Origin of the sequence: Polaromonas sp. YR568, assembly GCF_943369415.1 — a bacterium.
Classification (GTDB): domain Bacteria; phylum Pseudomonadota; class Gammaproteobacteria; order Burkholderiales; family Burkholderiaceae_C; genus Polaromonas.
The window spans coordinates 53528-70472 of sequence record NZ_CALRNF020000018.1 but is presented as its reverse complement, the minus strand read 5'-3'; the positions used below and the strand labels follow the sequence as shown (position 1 = coordinate 70472).

Here is a 16945-nt window from a genome sequence, read left to right as displayed (position 1 = left end):
CGCGCGGCCGATGGGCAGCGACGTCATCGTCATAGGCGGCGGTTTTCACGGCACCTCAAGCGCGTTTCACCTGTCGCGCCGCGGTGCCAAGGTCACGCTGCTGGAGGCCGAGTACTGCGCGCGCCACGCCTCGGGCGTCAACGCCGGCGGCGTGCGCACCCTGGGCCGCCACCATGCCGAAATACCCCTGGCGCGCGCCTCGCTGGGACTCTGGCATCGCCTGACGGAGTTGCTCGGTGAAGACGGCAGCTTCGTGCCCAGCGGCCAGTTGCAGATCGCAGAAACACCGCAGGAACTGGACACCTTGCGCCGCCGCGTGGCCGGGTTGAACGCGCTCGGCTTCACCCATGAAGTCATCGTCGACGCACAGCAGGTGCGTGAGATCGCGCCGCGCCTGGCACACCACGTGGTCGGCGGCATCTGGGTCAAGGACGACGGCCATGCCGTGCCCTACCGCGCCGTCACGGCCTTTCGCCAGGCCGCGCAACGCCTGGGCGCGCAGTTTCATGAGGCCACGCCCGCGCAGGCGATAGAGCGCGTCGGCAGCCAGTGGCGCGTCAGCACGCCGCGCGGCACCTTCACCGCGCCGTGGCTGGTCAACGCCGCCGGCGCCTGGTCCGGCGACTTCGCCGCGCAGGCCGGCGACACCGTGCCCATGCAGCCCGGCGGCCTCATGCTGATGATCACGCAGCGCGTGCCGCACTTTGTCGACCCGGTGCTGGGCGCCGCCGGGCGGCCGCTGTCCTTCAAGCAGTTCGCCAACGGCACGGTGCTCATAGGCGGCGGCCTGCGCTGCGCGGCCGACGTGGTGCGCCGCCACGGCGAGGTCGACTTCCTCAAGCTTTCGTCGAGCGCGCAAACCGTGACCGACCTGTTTCCGCACCTGGCCGGCATCAACGTCGTGCGCGCGTGGGCCGGCGTCGAGGCCTTCATGCCCGACGAGATTCCCGTCATCAGCCTGGGCCGCCATGCGCCGCAACTGGTGCACGCTTTCGGTTTCTCGGCCCACGGCTTCGAGCTCGGCCCCATAGGCGGGCAGATCGTCGCCGAGCTGGTGCTCGACGGGCGCAGCACCCTGCCGATAGCGCCCTTTGCCGTGGACCGGTTCGCGCCGGCCACCGTGCATTGATCCGCCTTCTTCCCTCTTCCTGCTTTCCGTTTCCTTCCCATCCCACCACTACAAAGAAAGACTCTTCCATGTCCGATATCCAGCGCTACGAATCCACGCCCCGCCTGTCCCGCGTCGTCGTTCACAAGGACATCGTCTACCTCGCCGGCATCACCTCCGCCGTGCGTGACGGCGACATCCATGTGCAGACAAAAAGCGTGCTCGACACCATAGACGCGCGCCTGGCCAGCGTCGGCAGCAGCAAGGAAAAAATCCTGAGTGCACAGATCTGGCTCAAGAACATCGATCGCGATTTCGCGGGCCTCAATGCCGTGTGGGAAGCCTGGGTTCCCGCCGGCGCGGTGCCGACGCGTGCGACCTGTGAAGCCAAACTCGCCGCGCCGGAGTTGCTGGTGGAAATCATCGTGATCGCAGCCTTGTAAGCAGCGCTCACGTCGGGCTGGGGGTGCCGACGGACACCACCAAGCCTCAACCCAATCTGAGCACCCCCACCTGCAGCGTATTGAGCGCATGCAGCGTCTGTGCCTGTGCGCCGAATTGCGATCCGGTCACCACGTCCTGGGCCTTGTCAAAGCCGATACCGCCGAGTGTGCCGTCACGGCCATAGTAGTAAGCCAGGTCGCCGCCCAAGGCTTCGCTGTCGCTGCCCGCCAGGTGGAATTGCGTCAGCCCGTTGCTCAGGGACCAGCTGCTCAAGGATGGATTCGTGGCCAGCGCCGTATCGAATGCCGCGACCAGGCCTTGAAAGTCGAAGGTCTGGACCTTTTTATTGAGCAGGGGGTCGCTGGATCCCGCATCGAACGCCGACATGGCCTCAGCGACCAACTGGAGGTTCAACACGTTTTTGTTGGCGGTGCTCGCGTACCAGTTGCTGAAGGTGAGCTTGTCGTTGGCGCTGACGTTCAGGATCAGGTCATTGCCGTTTTTCTGCAGGCTCAGGCTGGCGTAGCTGAGCCCGGCGCCGCCCAGGGAGACCGTGTCGTCCAGGCCGCCGCCGGGGTTCACCGTGTCCTGGCCGTCGCCGATATTGAAGGCGATCACGTCCGGGCCGTTTCCGCTGGTGATGACGTCGTTGCCGGCGCCGCCTGCCAGGAAGTCAGCCGCGGCACCGCCGGTCAAGGTGTCCGCGCCATCGCCGCCGTTGTAGTAACTCGCGCCTGAGGTGTCCGCCAGGATGTCGTTCCCCGCCCCGCCTTCCAGCGCGTCGAAGCCGCCCGCGCCGTCCAGGGTGTTGTTTCCAGAATTTCCGCGCAACAGGTTGGCCAGGCTGTTGCCCGTGCCGTTGTTGTTCCCGAAGCCCGCAAGCACCAAGCCTTCCAGGTTGGCGCCCAGGCTGTAGCCGATGGCGCTGATGACCGTGTCCGTGCCTTCAGCCGCATTCTCGGAGACCGTGTCCGCGGCGTTGTCCACATAAAAGGTGTCGTCGCCGGTGCCGCCGTCCATGGCGTCCGCCCCTGCCCCGCCGTCCAGCACGTCGTTGCCGCCGCCGCCGCTGAGGGTGTTGTTGCCGCTGTTGCCGCTGATCTGGTTGTCCAGCGCATTGCCGCTGCCGCCCAGGTTGGCGGTGCCCGCCAGGATGAGATTTTCGACGTTGGCGCCCAGGGTGTAGCCCAGGCTTGCAATGACCACGTCGATGCCTTCGGCCGCGTTCTCGGCCACGGTGTCGCCCGCGTTGTCGACAAAATACGAATCGTTGCCCATGCCGCCGGCCATGGCGTCGGCGCCCGTGCCGCCGTCCAGCATGTCGTTGCCCCCACCGCCCGTGAGGGTGTTGACGAGACTGTTGCCGAGCAGGGTGTTGTCCAGGCCGTTGCCCGTCAGCGTGGTGGCCGCGCCGAACAGCACGGCGTTTTCCACGTTGGCGGCCAGGGTCAGGTTGACGCTGGTGTAGACCGTATCGATGCCTGCGTCCAGGCCTTCCGTGACCGTGTCGCCGGCGTTGTCGACGTAGTAGCTGTCGTTGCCGGCGCCACCGGCCATGGCATCCGCGCCCTGGGCGCCGTCCAGGATGTTGTCGCCCGCATTGCCTGCCAGCACATTGGCCAGGTCGTTGCCCGTGCCGTTGATGTTGCCCGCGCCGGTCAGCGTCAGGTTTTCAAAATTGTTCCCCAGGGTCCAGGATACGCCGGACTCCACCGTGTCGGTGCCCTCCCCCGCATTTTCATAGGCCGTATCCAGCTGGTCGTCCACCACATAGACATCGTTGCCCAGACCGCCGATCAGGCTGTCGGCCTCGGCCCCGCCGTCCAGGCGGTTGTTGCCCGCATTGCCGACCAGGCGGTTGCGCTGCGCATTGCCTGTCGCGTCGAGGTTTGCGGCGCCCGACAGCGTGAGGGCTTCCACGTTGTCGCTCAAGGTGTAGCTCACGCTGGACTGCACGGTGTCATAACCGCCGCCCGGCAGTTCATTGATGGTGTCGCCGCTGTTGTCGACAACGTAGCTGACTGTCAGTTCTGACAGGTGATTAATCCATGCACCGCTCCCTGGCCACCTCCGCTCAAGCAGGCACAGAGCGACCCATGGTGGGGCGCATCCGCGGTCTTGTCTGTCCCCAGTTTTAGCGACAGGTTTTGGAGAGAACTAAATCGCTATACGCCTGAGCGTGAATATTCACGGCGCACAGGCGGCGCGTTTTTATGGGGGTGTGAACCACCCCGAGCGGTGGCCTGCTCCGGCTGGCTGCCAGGCGGAACTATCCAGGCAGCATGGCAAGCTGCAACGCTGCGGCAAACGGCATTGCCGCGGCGGCGATACGCTTGCAAGCCGGCATGCCACACCGTGGATGGCCATGGCGTGATGACAAGCCGCTATGGCGGCGAAAGCCTTGACTTCGGGTGCGGCGTTTTATTCACCCTTGATGCCCGCCTTGCGGATCACATCCGTCCACTTGCGCGTCTCGTCCTCGATGAACTTCCCGAACTCGGCGGCGGTGGTGCCGCGCGCATCCAGGCCCTGGGCCAGCAGCTTGCTCTTGACCGTCGCATCGGAAAGCGCGCGAATGACCGCGGCCTGCAGGCGGGCGGTGATCGAGGCGGGCGTGGCCGCCGGCACCATGAAGCCATACCAGCCCGAAGCGATCACGTTGGGAAAGCCCTGCTCACTCAGGGTTGGCGCCTGGGGATAGATCGGCGAGCGGGCCGCGGAGGCCACGCCCAGCACCCGCAGCTTGCCGCTCTCGATGTGCGGCAAGGCGGTAGTGATGGCCGTGAAGGTCGCGTCGACCCGGCCGGCCAGGAGTTCGGTGTAGGCGACGGCATCGCCGCGTACATGGGCGTTGAGCCCTTTGACGCCGGCATCGCGTAGCAGCAACTGCGCCGCCAGGTGCGGTTGCGATCCCGCGCCCGGCGACGCAAACGTCAGGCCGTCGGGCCGCGCCTTGCCAAAGGCGATGAAGTCCTTCACGGTCTTGAAGGGCGTCTCGCTGTTGACGATCAGGAAGAGCGGGGCCAGCGCGGCCATGGCCACGGGTTTCAAATCCTTGCGCGGGTCGAACGCCTGTTTTCCGTAGAGCGCTTCAGCTGTCGCATAAGGCGCCGCCGCATACAGCACGGTGTACCCGTCCGGCGCCGCGCGCGCGGCCAGTTCGTTGGCGATGCGGGTTCCCGCGCCGGGCTTGTTCTCCACCAGGAAGGTCTGGCCCAGGGTGCCTCTCAGGTGCTCGGCCAGGATGCGCGCCGAAATGTCGCTGGCCCCGCCCGCCGCATAGGGCGATATCAACCGCACCGGCCGCGAGGGCCAGTCGGATTGCGCCAGCGCCTGCAAGGCGGGAGCAGCGGACAGGCTTGCGGCGGCGGCCCCCAGGACGGCGCGGCGTGTGACGTTCATGAATGTCTCCTTGCGTTATAAGAATAGGAAGATTGAAAAGAACAGGGTCACGCGACGTCTTCTCACCAGAACGCCGCCTCCCCTCCTCCTGCAAAACCCGCCTCAGGCCGCAACGATAGGCGTGCGCCTTGCGCAAGACAATATGTATTTTCCGACGAACCTATCGTTTAATCTTATAAATGCCGCGTGCCCGCGGCGGGGAGTACCAGGATGTCCATGCATGTGACCCTGCGCCAGCTGCGCGCCTTCGTCGAGGTGATCGAGACCGCCAGCTTTTCTGAGGCGGCCAAGTCCATGCACCTGTCGCAGGCGGCGCTCAGCGGCCTGATCCGCGAACTCGAAAACCGCGTCGGCATGCGCCTGCTGGACCGCAACACCCGCAGCGTCAGCCCTTCGGCGGTCGGTGAGGTTTTCGAGCCCATGGCCAGGCGCGTGCTGTCCGACCTGGACGAAGCGCTGGAGAGCCTCGGCAACCTCAAGGAGCTGCGCCGCGGCCTGGTGCGGGTGGCCGCGCCCGAGCCGCTTTCCTGCACGCTGATGCCGGAACTCATGGCGATGTACAACAGCAGCCACCCCGGTGTGGAGGTGCGGTTCGACGACGTGCCCATTGACCAGGTGCTGGCCGGGCTGCAGGACGGCGCCAGCGACATCGGCTTTGGCCCGGCAAAAGTCGTTGTGGACGACTCCGTGGACGTTCACCCGCTGTGGGCCGATCCGCTGCGGGTTGCCTTGCGCGCCGACGACCCGCTCAGCAAAGGCGCGTTCGTGACCTGGAAGGACTTGCGCGAACGCCCGCTGATCAACTACATGCCCAACTTCGCCCTCAACGTGTTGAGCAACGTACCGCCGCGCCATCACCCCTTGCAGCTGGTGCCCGTGCACCGGGTGAACACCGCCCTGTCCCTGCTCAAGGTCAGGCAGGGCGCCGTCATCTGCCCTTCGATGGCGGAGCCGCTGGTCCACGGATTCGGCCTGAAATTCCTGCCGCTGGCGCAACCCGAAGTCAGCTGGAAGATCGCCATGTTCGTGCGGCGCCGGGCATCGCTGTCGCCCGCCGTGGAAAGCTTCCTGCATTTCACGCTGAACCTGGCCAGCACCTGGGAAGCCATCAGCCGGGAGGCCGGCCGCGACGCCGCAACGGCGGTTTAAAGGCCCGGCGCGGACGGCCGCGCATTCGGGGCCGGGCCAATTATTCACAAAATCTGATAAGTGGATAGAAATTCACGTCTTGTCCGATAAAAGCCCGCTGGCTATATTGGGCGGCTGCATCGCGGGCGGGCCCTGATTCACGGGCCGCAGGCGATCCCGGGGGCCCTGCCCTCTTCAACCGTCAAGCAGCACGCCGTGGCCCCACCCGATCTCGATTCTTTTTTTGCGCCCCGTTCCATCGCGGTCGTCGGCGCCTCCGCCGCGCCGGAAAAAATCGGCGCCGCGCCTTTGCGCTACCTGCTGGACCACGGCTATGCCGGAGCGGTCTACCCGGTCAACCCGGGCCGCGCTGAAATCCTGGGCCTGCGTGTGTATCCGCGCCTGCAGGCCGTCGGCCAACCCATAGACCTGGCGATCTTCGCGATACCCGCGGCGCAGGCCGACGCGGCCCTGGACGACGCCCTGGCGGCCGGCGTCAAAAACATCGTGATGTTCTCGGCCGGCTTTGCCGAAACCGGGGAACAAGGCGCGCAGGCGCAGCAGCGCTTCATCAACAAGGCGCGCGAAGCGGGCATACGGGTGCTCGGCCCGAACTGCCTGGGCTTCATGAACGCCGCGCTGGGGGTGTACGCGACCTTCTCGCCGGCCGTCTCCACCGGCATCGCGCCCTCCGGCTGCGTCGGCATCGCCAGCCAGAGCGGCGCCTTCGGCGCCTATGCCTACGGCATGGCCCGCGAACGCGAGGTGGGCCTTTCCACCTGGGTGACCACCGGCAACGAGTCGGACATCGAGGTGGCGGACTGCATCGCGTGGATGGCGCGCGACCCGGCGACCCAGGTCATCATGGCGTATATGGAAGGCTGCAAGGACGGCGCCAAGCTCAAGCGGGCGCTGGGCCTGGCGCGCTCCGCGGGCAAGCCGGTGGTCATGGTGAAGGTCGGGCGCACGGAACTCGGCGCCATGGCCGCCGCCTCGCACACGGCCGCGCTGGCGGGCGACGACGCCGCATTTGACGCCCTGTTCCGCCAGTACGGCGTCTGGCGCGCGCGCACCATCGACGAGTTCTTCGACATCGCCCATTGCCTGGCCGTCTCGGGCCTGCCCGCCAACGCCAGCGTGGGCCTGCTCACCGTCTCCGGAGGCGTGGGTGTGCTGATGGCCGACGAAGCCGCGGACGCAGGCCTGGACATCGCGCCGCTTGCGCAATCCGCGCAGGACCGCATCCTGGCCCGCGTGCCCTTCGCCGCCACCCGAAACCCGGTGGACGTGACCGGGCAGGTGACTTCGGATCCCGGCCTGCTCGAGCTTGCCGCCGGCGCGATGCTCGGTGAAGGCGGCTACGGCAGCCTGCTCATCTTCCTCGCCGCCGCCGGGCTTTCACCCGTGATGCAGGACATGCAGAAGACGCTCGCGCGCACGCTGCGGCGCGACTACCCGGGGCGCCTGGTGATGTTCAGCACGCTGGCGGACCCGGCGCAGCAGCGCGCGCTGCAAGCGCTGGGCTGCCTGACGTTCCCGGACCCCAGCCGCGCCATCCGGGTGCTTGCCGCGGTGAACTTCTTTTGCGAAAGCCGAAAGGAGGCCAGCCATGCGCCGTCCCCGCCGGCCGCGCCTGTTCTGCTGGATCGCGCGACGTACAACGAGGCCGACGCGCTGGATCTGTTGCGCAGCCACGGCGTGCCGGCGGTGCCGCTGCGCCGGGCGCCATCGCGCGCCGAGGCGATCGCCGGCGCGCGCGAACTCGGCTTTCCCGTGGTGATGAAGGTGCTCTCCGCGGACATCACGCACAAGAGCGAGGTCGGCGGTGTGGTGCTGTCCGTGGCGGATGCCGAGCAGGCGGGCGAGGCCTACGACCGCATCCACGCCAGCGTCAAGGTTGCCGCGCCCGAAGCGCGGGTAGACGGTGTTCTGGTCGCGCCCATGGTGCGCGGGGGGGTGGAGTGCATCCTGGGCGTGCACCGCGATCCCGTGCTGGGCCATGTGCTGATGCTGGGCCTGGGCGGCGTGAACGTGGAGCTGCTGCGCGACGTGGCATTTCGCGTCGCGCCGGTGGACCTTGCCCAGGCACGCGGCATGATCAGCGAGCTGAAGACCACCGCCCTGCTGCACGGCTTTCGCGGCGCGCCCATGGCCGACGTCGACGCCCTGGCCCAGGCGATTGTGAAATTGTCCGGTCTCGCCATGGCCGCCGGTGATTCGCTGCAGGCCATCGACATCAACCCCTTTACCGTACTGCCGCGCGGAAAAGGCGCGATGGCGCTGGACGCGGTGGTGCTGGGCCGGGCGGCCGCGCTTTCGCAGCCGACGGCCCAGGCGGTGATGGAAACGCTGCCGCTTTTCGAGATGGCGCGCATGCGCGCGGCCAACACCGCCCGGCGCCATCCGGTGCACGGCTTCGCCGGCGACGGCCCGGCCTCCACCCTGCGCTGGGTGAACCAGTTCACGCACACACGGCGGCTGCGCGGCCCTGAAGACAGGGAAGTCGTCACGCCGAACAACGACACGCTCTTCACGAACGCCTGGCTGGACCTGTCGGGCGGCCCGGTCGTCATCGACGTGCCCGAAATGGGCGAACGCTACTGGACCCTGGGCTTCCTGGATGCCTGGACCAACCCCTGGGCCTATGCAGGACGGCGCACCACGGGCGGGTGCGCGCAACGCCTTTTCGTGCACGGCCCGACATGGCGAGGCGCCACGCCCGCCGGCATGCACACCATCAGCGCCCCCGGCGACGACGTCTGGGTCATAGGCCGCATCCTGGTAGACCATGATGAGAAGGACCACGCGCTTGTCCATTCCCTGCAGGACCGCTTCAGCATCAGCCGGCCGGACGGCGCCCCGGCCGTGTCCCGCATCGACACCCTTCTCGATGGACGCGGCACCGGCGTTCCGGATGCCGGTGAGTACCTGCGCGTTCTCGGAGAGATGATGTCCCGCAACCCCGCGGAACACGCGCTGACCGGCTGGCCGCCTTCGCCCGGTGAGCTGCAGCCGGCGCTGGCCCAGGTCTACCGCGACTTGCGCGGCGCCAGCCACGACGCGGAACTGGGCGGCGGCTGGACCACCGCCGTCTCGGTGCGGACGCACTTCGGCCGCGATTTCGCCACACGGGCGCGCGTGGCCCGGAACTGGATAGGGACCCTGGGCATCGAAGAGGCCATGTACATCATGGCCGAAGTCGACGCCGCCGGCGCCGAACTCGACGGCAGCTTTCGCTACCTGCTGCGCTTCCCCGCCGGCGCGCCGCTGCAGGTGGACGCTTTCTGGTCGATCACGCTCTACCAGCGCAAGGACTGCCTGCTGGCGGCCAATCCGCTCGGGCGTCATTCGATTGGCGACCGTACGCGCGGGCTGCGGCTGGATGCCGACGGCGGCCTGGACATTGCCATCCAGGCCGATGATCCCGGCGAAGGAAGGAACTGGCTGCCCGCCCCCGCGGGCGAAGCGTTTTACCTGGTGCTGCGCCTTTACCAGCCGCGCAGCGCCCACCTGGAGGGCCGCTTCAATTACCCGCCGGTTCAGCGGGTGGATTGAGCGCCCCCTCAATCAATCTTGATGTTCGCCTTGCTGATGATCGCGCCGTAGCGTTCCAGGTCCCGCTGGATGACGTCGGCAAACTGTTTGCTGCTTCCACCGACGGCTTCGTACGATATCTTTTCCATGCCGTCCCTGATTTCCGGGCGCGCCAGGGTCTTGTTGATCTCGGCGTTGAGGCGGGCGATGACGGCGTCGGGTGTGCCGGCGGGTGCCAGGGCGCCGAACCAGACCTCGATGTCATAGCCCGGAAGATTGCTTTCCTGCACCGTCGGCAGTTCAGGCGCCAGCGCCGAACGTTTGGCGCTGGTGACGGCCAGGGCCCTCACCTTTCCCGTCTGCACAAAGGGCCGGATGTTCGCGACGGTGTTGAACACCACGTCCACCAGGCCGCCGGCGGCATCCACCGCCGCCGGGGAGCATCCCTTGTAGGGAATGTGGGTGATGTCCACCTTGGCCATCATCTTGAACAGTTCACCGGCAATGTGCTGCGGCGAGCCGGACCCGCAGGAGGCATAGCTGAGCTTGCCCGGGTTCTTTCGGGCCATGGCGATCAGTTCCTGGATGGAGTTCACCGGCAACGAGGCTTTGACGCCAACAACAACCGGCGACGATCCCAGCAGCGCGACGGGCTTGAAGCTTTTCTGCGGGTCGAAGGCCAGCCTGGGAAACAAAAACTTGTTGATCGCCAGGGAGTTGGGCACCACCAGCAGCGTGTAGCCGTCTCCCGGCGAGCGTGCGACGAACTCGGTGCCGATGTTGCCGGTGGCGCCGGATTTGTTGTCCACCAGAAAGGGTTGCCCCAGCGCCTGCTGCAAGGCCAGGCCCAGGGTGCGGGCCATGGTGTCGGTGCCGCCGCCCGCCGGGAAGGGCACGACGACACGAACCGGCTTGTCGGGGTACTTGTCGGCGGCATGGGCCGAAAGCCATAGCGGCAGGCAGCAGAGCACGAGTGCACTTGCGCGCAACAATTTGAATCTGGGGATCACGGCTGTCTCCTGTTTTTGGGTTTTGGTTTTTGGAAGTGATGAACGGGCAAGGGGAAAAACTTCTTCAGCTGTCCAGGTCGACGGCGCCCAGCCGCTTGATCCACAGGTTCCACGAGCGCGGGATCTGCCCGTCATTGGCCTCCGAACACAGCCGGGCTTCCTCGGCATTGAGGAAGGTGATCTCGCCCAGGCCCTGGGCCGCCAGTTGAAGCCTGGCGTTGGTCTCGGTGTAAATCGCGCGGTAAACCGCCTGCTCGATGGAGGTGCCCACCACGGTCGAGCCGTGCCCGCGCATCAGCACACAGCTGTGCCGCCCCAGCGAAGCGGCCAGCGCGGCGCCCAGGTAGGTGCTGCGGATCAGCATATCGGTGTTGCCGGCGACGTCGCGGATCTCGAAATGCGCCGCGCCCTCCTCCAGGAAGCCGGCCATGTGAAACACCGGCCGCAAGGCCGTCTGCGTGCTGGCGAAGGGGATGACGTTGTGCGAATGGCTGTGCACCACGGCCATCACATCCGGGCGTGAGCGGTAGATTTCCGCATGGATGAAACGCTCGAGGTAGGGGCGCTCTGCCGTTTCGGACACGGCGTTCCCGTCCAGGCCGTAGCACACGATGTCCTGGCGGCGCACCAGGCCGGGCGCGCGGTTGCAGGACAGCAGGAAGACATCCGGGTCGCTCTCGTGCCGCACGCTTGCGTGGCCCAGCCCGTCGACGACACCTTGGTCGTACAGGATGCGGTTGGCATAAACCAGCTTGTCGACAGCTTCGGCGGAAGGGGAATGAAGGGTCACGTGGGTCTTTCGGAGCTTCAGGTTTTAAGGGGTCAGCGCGTTTCGTACACGCCGAGCTTGCGGTGCAGCGGCGATTCATCCGCCATGAAGATAAAGGCCGGTTCAAGCTCCGAGCGGTTGCGCAGCTCGACGGCGGTGTAGCCCGGGACCACGGCGGTATCGGCTTCCAGCAGGGCAAAGGCCTTGCCGTCCACGTCCACGTCGGTCTGGCCTTCGATCTGGTGCAGGACCTGCGCCGGGGAGCGGGCCGCCAGCCGCAGCGACTGGCCCGGGCGCAGCATCAGGGCATAAAAGCCGAGGATGTTCTCCGCGTCCCGGCCGGTTTCCGGGTTGACGTAGGTCACCTGCACCGCGCCCGTATCGGGCTGGTCTTCCGCCAGCGACAGCAAGGCCGCCCTGGTGTCCGCCCAGGGGTAGCACAGCATGGGGTAGCGTTTGCCGGAACGCTGGAAGACGGTGGTGGGCACCACGCCGCCGCGCGCATAGGCCTTCGCGCCCTGCCCGGCCTGCGCCTCCTGGTGCGGGCCCTCCACGTGGTAGGAGGTCTCCATGTAATACACCAGCGGGATGTCCAGCACGTCCAGCCAGATCACAGGGTCCGCGCCGTCGTGCCCGTGCTCGTGCCACATGCCGCTCGGCGTGAGGATCAGGTCGCCGCGGTTCATGGGGCATTTCTCGCCGTCCACCAGGGTCCAGGCGCCCGTGCCTTCCACCACCATGCGGACCGCATTGGGCGTATGCCGGTGGGCCGGCGCCTTTTCACCCGGCAGCAGCAGTTGCATGCCCAGGTAGATGGCCGGGCTGGCCTGCATCTTGTCGATGCCGTGGCCGGGGTTGGCGAGCACCAGGACACGCCGCTCGGCTTTTTCAATCGGCGTCAGTTCACCGGCCTTGAGCAGCAAGGGGCGCAGCGACCGGTAGGCCCAGTGCGTGGTTTCCGTCCTGCGCGCCGGCACGTGGGGCGGCAGCATGGCGCGCAGGCTGGGCCAGAGCGGCGCCAGGTTCTGGGCGGTGAGTTCATCGCGGTAGGACTGGGGCAGGTCTTCGAGGCGTCCCAGCGACTCGAAACGGCCGGTGTCTTTGGTGTCTTGCGTGTCTTGCATGGGATGTTCCTTGCGCGTGGTCAATCGGTGAATCGGTGAATCGGCTGATCGGCTGATCGGCTGATCGGCTACCCGGCTAGTCGGTTTGAAGGCAGTTGGTGACCTTCCAGCCGTAAAGCCATTCGATGGCGTCGTAATAACGCTCCTGGCTGCGGCCCTTCCAGAGGCTGTTGCGCACCAGGCGCTCCACGCCCGACATGTGGAACAGGCGCCCCATCTCGCGGCCCGACAGCACGATGCGCGCGGTGCGGGTGACGCGGCTGCGCTGGTAGAGCGCCAGCGCCCTGCCCCAGTCGTTGCCGGAGACACGCAGCGCCTCGCCCAGCGTCACGCCGTCCTCGACGGCCATGCAGGCGCCCTGGGCCATGTACTGCGTGGTCGGGTGCGCGGCATCCCCGAGCAGGGTGACGCGGCCGAAGTTCCACTGCGCGATCGGGTCGCGGTCCGCCGTGGCCCAACGCTTCCAGCTTTTCGGCAGTTTGATGAGCTGGCGCGCTTTCGGGCAGACGCCCTGGAAGTAGCTTTCAACCTCCTCCTGGCTGCCTTCGGTGACGCCCCACTGCTCCTGCTGCCGGCTGTGGAAGGTCACCACCACGTTGTACTGGGCGCCGCCGCGCAGCGGGTAGTGCACCAGGTGGCAGTTCGGCCCCACCCAGATGCTGGAGGCGTTCCATTTCAGGTCGGCGGGAAAGTCCGCCTCGTCGACCACGGCGCGGTACACCACATGGCCGGTCACGCGCGGCTGGTCGTTGACGTACTGGGCGCGCACCACCGACTTGCCGCCGTCCGCGCCTATCAGGGCCTGGCCGGTCCAGCGCTTGCCGTTCTGGTCGGTCGCCGTCACGGTGCCGGCGGCTTCATCCTGCTCCACCTTTTCGATGCGGGTACTGGTGAAGAACTCCACCCTGCCGGTCTCCGCCGCGCCCTCCATCAGGGCGGTATGCACGTCCACACGGTGGACCACCGCATAGGGGTTGCCGAAACGTTGGCGGAAGGCTTCGCCGGTCTCTATCCTGCCGACCTGGTACTCGTCGAGCGCATCGTGCATCACCGCATAGTCGGTGTACACGGCGCGGCTGCGGGCTTTCTCGCCGACACCCAGGGCATCGAAGGCATGGAAGGCATTCGGGCTGAGCTGCACGCCCGCGCCGATCTCGCCGATCTCGCAGGCCTGCTCCAGCACCTGGACGGTAAAGCCCTGGCGAACCAGCGCAAGGGCCGCGGCCAGGCCGCCTATACCGCCGCCGGCAACCAGCACCGGCATTGAGTTGGGATTCATTGAAATTTTCTCCACTGATTGATAAACGGCCGGCGCGGGTGCCACCGGCAAGAGCCCAAGAGCTCACTCGGGCTTGATGCCCAGCCTGTCGAGCACGCTTTGCGCGGACTTCCTGTCCTGCTCGATGTGCTCCAGCAGCTGTTCGGGCGTTCCCGGGCGCGGGTAGGTTCCCAGCTCGCGCGACTTGGCGACCACGTCGGGGCGCAGCAGCACGTCGTTCAGGTCGCGGTTCATTTTGGTGAGGGCCGCGGCAGGAACGCCCTTTTTTGCGATCACGGCGAACCAGCCATGCGCCACCGCGCCGGGTACCGTTTTATTGGCCAGCGGAAACTGTTCCAGGCCCGGCTCGACGCGGTCCGACATCGAGGCCAGCACGCGCAGCTTTCCGCCCTGGACATTGCCGGCGACCACGTTGTAGGAATCCACCATCATCTGTATCTGCCCGCCGAGGGCGGCCTGCATCGCCTGCGCGCCGCCCGGGTAGTGGACCTCCAGGAACTGCGCGCCGGACTGTATGCCCAGCAAGGCCGATGCCAGGTGCGGCGCGGTGCCGCGGCCCACGTCGGCAACTTCAACACTTTTGGGATTGGCCTTGGCCGCCGCGACCAGGTCGGCCAGCGTCTTGTGCGGCGAATCGGCTGGCACCACCAGCACAAAGGGCGCCACCGCCGCCAGCGTCACCGGCACAAAATCGCGCTTGAAGTCGTACTTCACATCCTTGATGATGCTGGGCGCCACGGAGATCGCCGAGCCCTGCACAAAACCGAACACGCTTCCGTCCGCAGGCGCCGTGAGGATGGCGTTCATGCCGATCACGCCGCTGCCGCCCGGCCTGTTGTCGACGATCACCGATTGGCCCCACTTCTCCGTCAGCTTCACGCCGACAAAGCGGATCAGCACGTCGGGCGCGGAGCCGGCGGGGAAAGGCACGACAAAACGCACGGGCCCTGTGGGCCAAGCGGCTTGCGCGGGCTGGGCCTGCGCCATGGGCGCAAGGGCCGCCAGCAGGGAACAAGCGGCAACCCAGGTTCTGATGCTTTTGTTCATCTTGTCTCTTTCAGTTTTTGGATTTTTATAAGGAGATGCGGTTTCTTCAATCCGCGTGGATGCCGACTTCCATACGGCCCAGGCCTTCAATCTCCGCCACCATCCGGTCGCCGGGAAAGACCTGTGACACACCCTCGGGCGTGCCGGTCAGCAGCACGTCGCCGGGTTTGAGCGTGTAGAACGAGGATGCGAATGCTATGAGCTGCGGAACGGTCATGATCAGGTCCCGCGTGTTCGCGCGCTGCCGCACTTCGCCGTTGACCGTGATGACCAGTTCCAGGCTGGCGGGGTCCGCGATCTCGTCCGGTGTCGTCAGCCAGGGGCCGAGCACCGTGTAGCCGTCGGGCGACTTGCGCATGCTTCGCTCTTCCGGGCCCCTGACGGTCATGTCCAGCCCTATGCAATAGGCCGCCACGTGGTCCAGCGCATTCGCGGCGGCGATGTTGCGTCCGGCTTTCCCGATGATCACGGCCAGCTCGATTTCATGGTCGTTGCGCCTGTCCGGCCGCGCGATCTTCACGCCCGCCGAAGGCCCCTCGACGGAACTCGTGGCCTTCAGGAACATGCCGACACGCTGGATTTCACCGATCTGGTTCTGGTGGTGGATGGCCTTGTCCTCGCGCGCTTCTTCCAGGTGCTTGAGGTAGTTCACCGGCGCGGCCACCACCTTGCCCGGGTTCGCGACCGGGCTCAGCAGGCGCAGCGAGGCCAGCGGATGGCGCTCGGCCCCGGCGGCCGACGCAAGCTTTTGCACTTCGCCGCGAATCGCTTCGAGATTTGCGATCAGCAGGTCATGCGCCGGCAGCGGATAGTGGCAGGCGGGCAGCAGGCGCAGGGCCGCCGTGACGTCGACCACTTCGTCGCCCAGCACCAGGCCCAGCCGGCCGTCGTTGAATCTGCAAAGTTTCATGTGTCTCCTCAATGCGTTCGTTGTTCAGAAAGGAGGGCTGCTGTTGGCGCGGCCCTCGATGGACTGAAATTTACGGGGCCTGCACTATCAATACAATGCGTACTTATCGATTCACACAATCGAAAATATCAATAGTGGGATGCCATGAGCGAACTCGATTTACGCCACCTGCGCATATTTGTCGCGCTGTGCGCCGCCCGGAACGTGACGCGCGCCGCCGAAGCGGTGGGCCTGAGCCAGTCCTCGGTCAGCGTGGTGCTGGCCCAGCTGCGTGAGCACTATGAGGACCCGCTGTTTGTGCGCACCGCGCAGGGCATGCAGCCCACGCCGCGCGCCAAGCTGATCGAGCCGGTGCTGCGGCAGGCCCTGCAGCTGCTGGACCAGAGCCTGGTGCGGCCCGCCGAATTCAATCCCGCGGAGATCACGCGCAGTTTTCGCATCTGCATGACGGACGTCGGCCAGATGACGCTGCTGCCGCGCCTGCTGCCGAAGATCCAGCGGCTGGCCCCCAACGTCAAGATCGAGATCGCCAACCTCAGCTTCGAGACGGCGCGCCAGCTTGAGTCCGGCGAGGCCGACCTGGCGGCCGGCTTCACGGCGCAGATCAATGCCGGCTTCTACCAGCAGAAACTGTTCGACGAAGGTTTTGTCTGCATCGCGTCCAGCAACCACCCGCGCATCGGCAAACGCATGACGCTGGCGCAGCTGCAGCAGGAGCGCCACGTCAACATCCTGCTGTCGGCCACCTCGCACGCCATCGTCGACAAGTTCCTGGAACGCAAAGGCGTGCAGCGCGTCTTCGCGCTCAAGGTGCCCTCCTTCCTCGGCCTGGGCCAGGTGGTGGCCGGCTCCAGCCTGGTGGCCATCGTCCCCTTGCGCCTGGGCGCCATTTTCGCGGCCGAAAAAGGGGTGAAGGTGGTGTCCCTGCCGGTCAGGTTTCCCAGCTACGCAGTCACCCAGTACTGGCACGACCGCTACCACCGCGACCCGGGCAACGCCTGGTTGCGCGCGCAGATCTACGAGACCGCGGTGAACCTTCCCCTGGATGCGGCCGTTTCCGAAATCGGTGGGCGCGTCCGCGCCAGGGCAACGGGTTCATAGGCGCCCGCGGTCCTTAACCCGCCCTGGAAATCATCGCGGCGGCGGCACTGCGGGCAACTCCCGCATGGCAGGCAGGCCGCCCCGCCCGC

At 66.6% G+C, this 16945-nt stretch carries 13 protein-coding genes; 5 read left to right on the top strand and 8 right to left on the bottom strand.

Annotated elements, in window-relative coordinates:
• Nucleotides 1-10: 10 nt before the first annotated feature.
• Together ACLV74_RS13075 and ACLV74_RS13070 are read left to right on the top strand one after the other, a co-directional pair.
• Complete coding sequence (locus tag ACLV74_RS13075; protein ID WP_411879858.1) at nt 11-1129, top strand: NAD(P)/FAD-dependent oxidoreductase; 1119 nt, start codon at nt 11-13, stop codon at nt 1127-1129.
• A gap of 68 nt (nt 1130-1197) precedes the next feature.
• Nucleotides 1198-1551 (top strand): RidA family protein, encoded by a 354-nt coding sequence (locus ACLV74_RS13070; protein ID WP_411879817.1) that lies wholly within the window; start codon nt 1198-1200, stop codon nt 1549-1551.
• A gap of 46 nt (nt 1552-1597) precedes the next feature.
• On the opposite strand, the gene ACLV74_RS13065 is transcribed toward ACLV74_RS13070, so the two are convergent.
• Both ACLV74_RS13065 and ACLV74_RS13060 read right to left on the bottom strand, forming a co-directional pair.
• Nucleotides 1598-3508: a calcium-binding protein gene (locus tag ACLV74_RS13065; RefSeq protein WP_411879816.1), complete on the bottom strand. Its 1911-nt coding sequence runs from the start codon at nt 3506-3508 to the stop codon at nt 1598-1600.
• A 465-nt stretch (nt 3509-3973) separates the two neighbouring features.
• Nucleotides 3974-4954, bottom strand: coding sequence for a Bug family tripartite tricarboxylate transporter substrate binding protein (locus ACLV74_RS13060; protein WP_411879815.1), 981 nt, complete (start codon nt 4952-4954; stop codon nt 3974-3976).
• Nucleotides 4955-5170: 216 nt separating this feature from the next.
• Between ACLV74_RS13060 and ACLV74_RS13055 the strand changes: the two genes are divergently transcribed.
• Together ACLV74_RS13055 and ACLV74_RS13050 are read left to right on the top strand one after the other, a co-directional pair.
• Nucleotides 5171-6103: a LysR family transcriptional regulator gene (locus ACLV74_RS13055; RefSeq protein ID WP_411879814.1), complete on the top strand. Its 933-nt coding sequence runs from the start codon at nt 5171-5173 to the stop codon at nt 6101-6103.
• Nucleotides 6104-6298: 195 nt separating this feature from the next.
• On the top strand, nt 6299-9637 hold the full coding sequence (locus ACLV74_RS13050) for an acetate--CoA ligase family protein (RefSeq protein ID WP_411879813.1): 3339 nt from the start codon (nt 6299-6301) through the stop codon (nt 9635-9637).
• A gap of 8 nt (nt 9638-9645) precedes the next feature.
• On the opposite strand, the gene ACLV74_RS13045 is transcribed toward ACLV74_RS13050, so the two are convergent.
• The 6 genes from ACLV74_RS13045 to ACLV74_RS13020 all read right to left on the bottom strand — a co-directional run bounded on the left by ACLV74_RS13045 (nt 9646) and on the right by ACLV74_RS13020 (nt 15755).
• A complete protein-coding gene (locus tag ACLV74_RS13045) occupies nt 9646-10626 on the bottom strand; it encodes a tripartite tricarboxylate transporter substrate binding protein (protein WP_411879812.1) in 981 nt (326 codons plus the stop codon).
• A 64-nt stretch (nt 10627-10690) separates the two neighbouring features.
• Nucleotides 10691-11416 (bottom strand): class II aldolase/adducin family protein, encoded by a 726-nt coding sequence (locus ACLV74_RS13040; protein WP_411879811.1) that lies wholly within the window; start codon nt 11414-11416, stop codon nt 10691-10693.
• Between the two features lie 32 nt (nt 11417-11448).
• A complete protein-coding gene (locus tag ACLV74_RS13035; RefSeq protein WP_411879810.1) occupies nt 11449-12519 on the bottom strand; it encodes a cupin domain-containing protein in 1071 nt (356 codons plus the stop codon).
• 76 nt (nt 12520-12595) lie between these two features.
• Nucleotides 12596-13798, bottom strand: coding sequence for a 3-hydroxybenzoate 6-monooxygenase (locus ACLV74_RS13030; RefSeq protein ID WP_411879809.1), 1203 nt, complete (start codon nt 13796-13798; stop codon nt 12596-12598).
• Nucleotides 13799-13861: 63 nt separating this feature from the next.
• Nucleotides 13862-14845 carry a Bug family tripartite tricarboxylate transporter substrate binding protein gene (locus ACLV74_RS13025; RefSeq protein WP_411879808.1) on the bottom strand — a complete coding sequence of 328 codons (984 nt, stop codon included), beginning with the start codon at nt 14843-14845 and terminating at the stop codon, nt 13862-13864.
• A 46-nt stretch (nt 14846-14891) separates the two neighbouring features.
• Nucleotides 14892-15755 carry a fumarylacetoacetate hydrolase family protein gene (locus ACLV74_RS13020; protein WP_411879807.1) on the bottom strand — a complete coding sequence of 288 codons (864 nt, stop codon included), beginning with the start codon at nt 15753-15755 and terminating at the stop codon, nt 14892-14894.
• Between the two features lie 144 nt (nt 15756-15899).
• Here ACLV74_RS13020 and ACLV74_RS13015 point away from each other — a divergent pair, with 144 nt between their 5' ends.
• Nucleotides 15900-16856, top strand: a complete 957-nt coding sequence (locus ACLV74_RS13015) for a LysR family transcriptional regulator (RefSeq protein ID WP_411879806.1) — start codon at nt 15900-15902, stop codon at nt 16854-16856.
• The last annotated feature ends 89 nt before the right edge of the window (nt 16857-16945 follow it).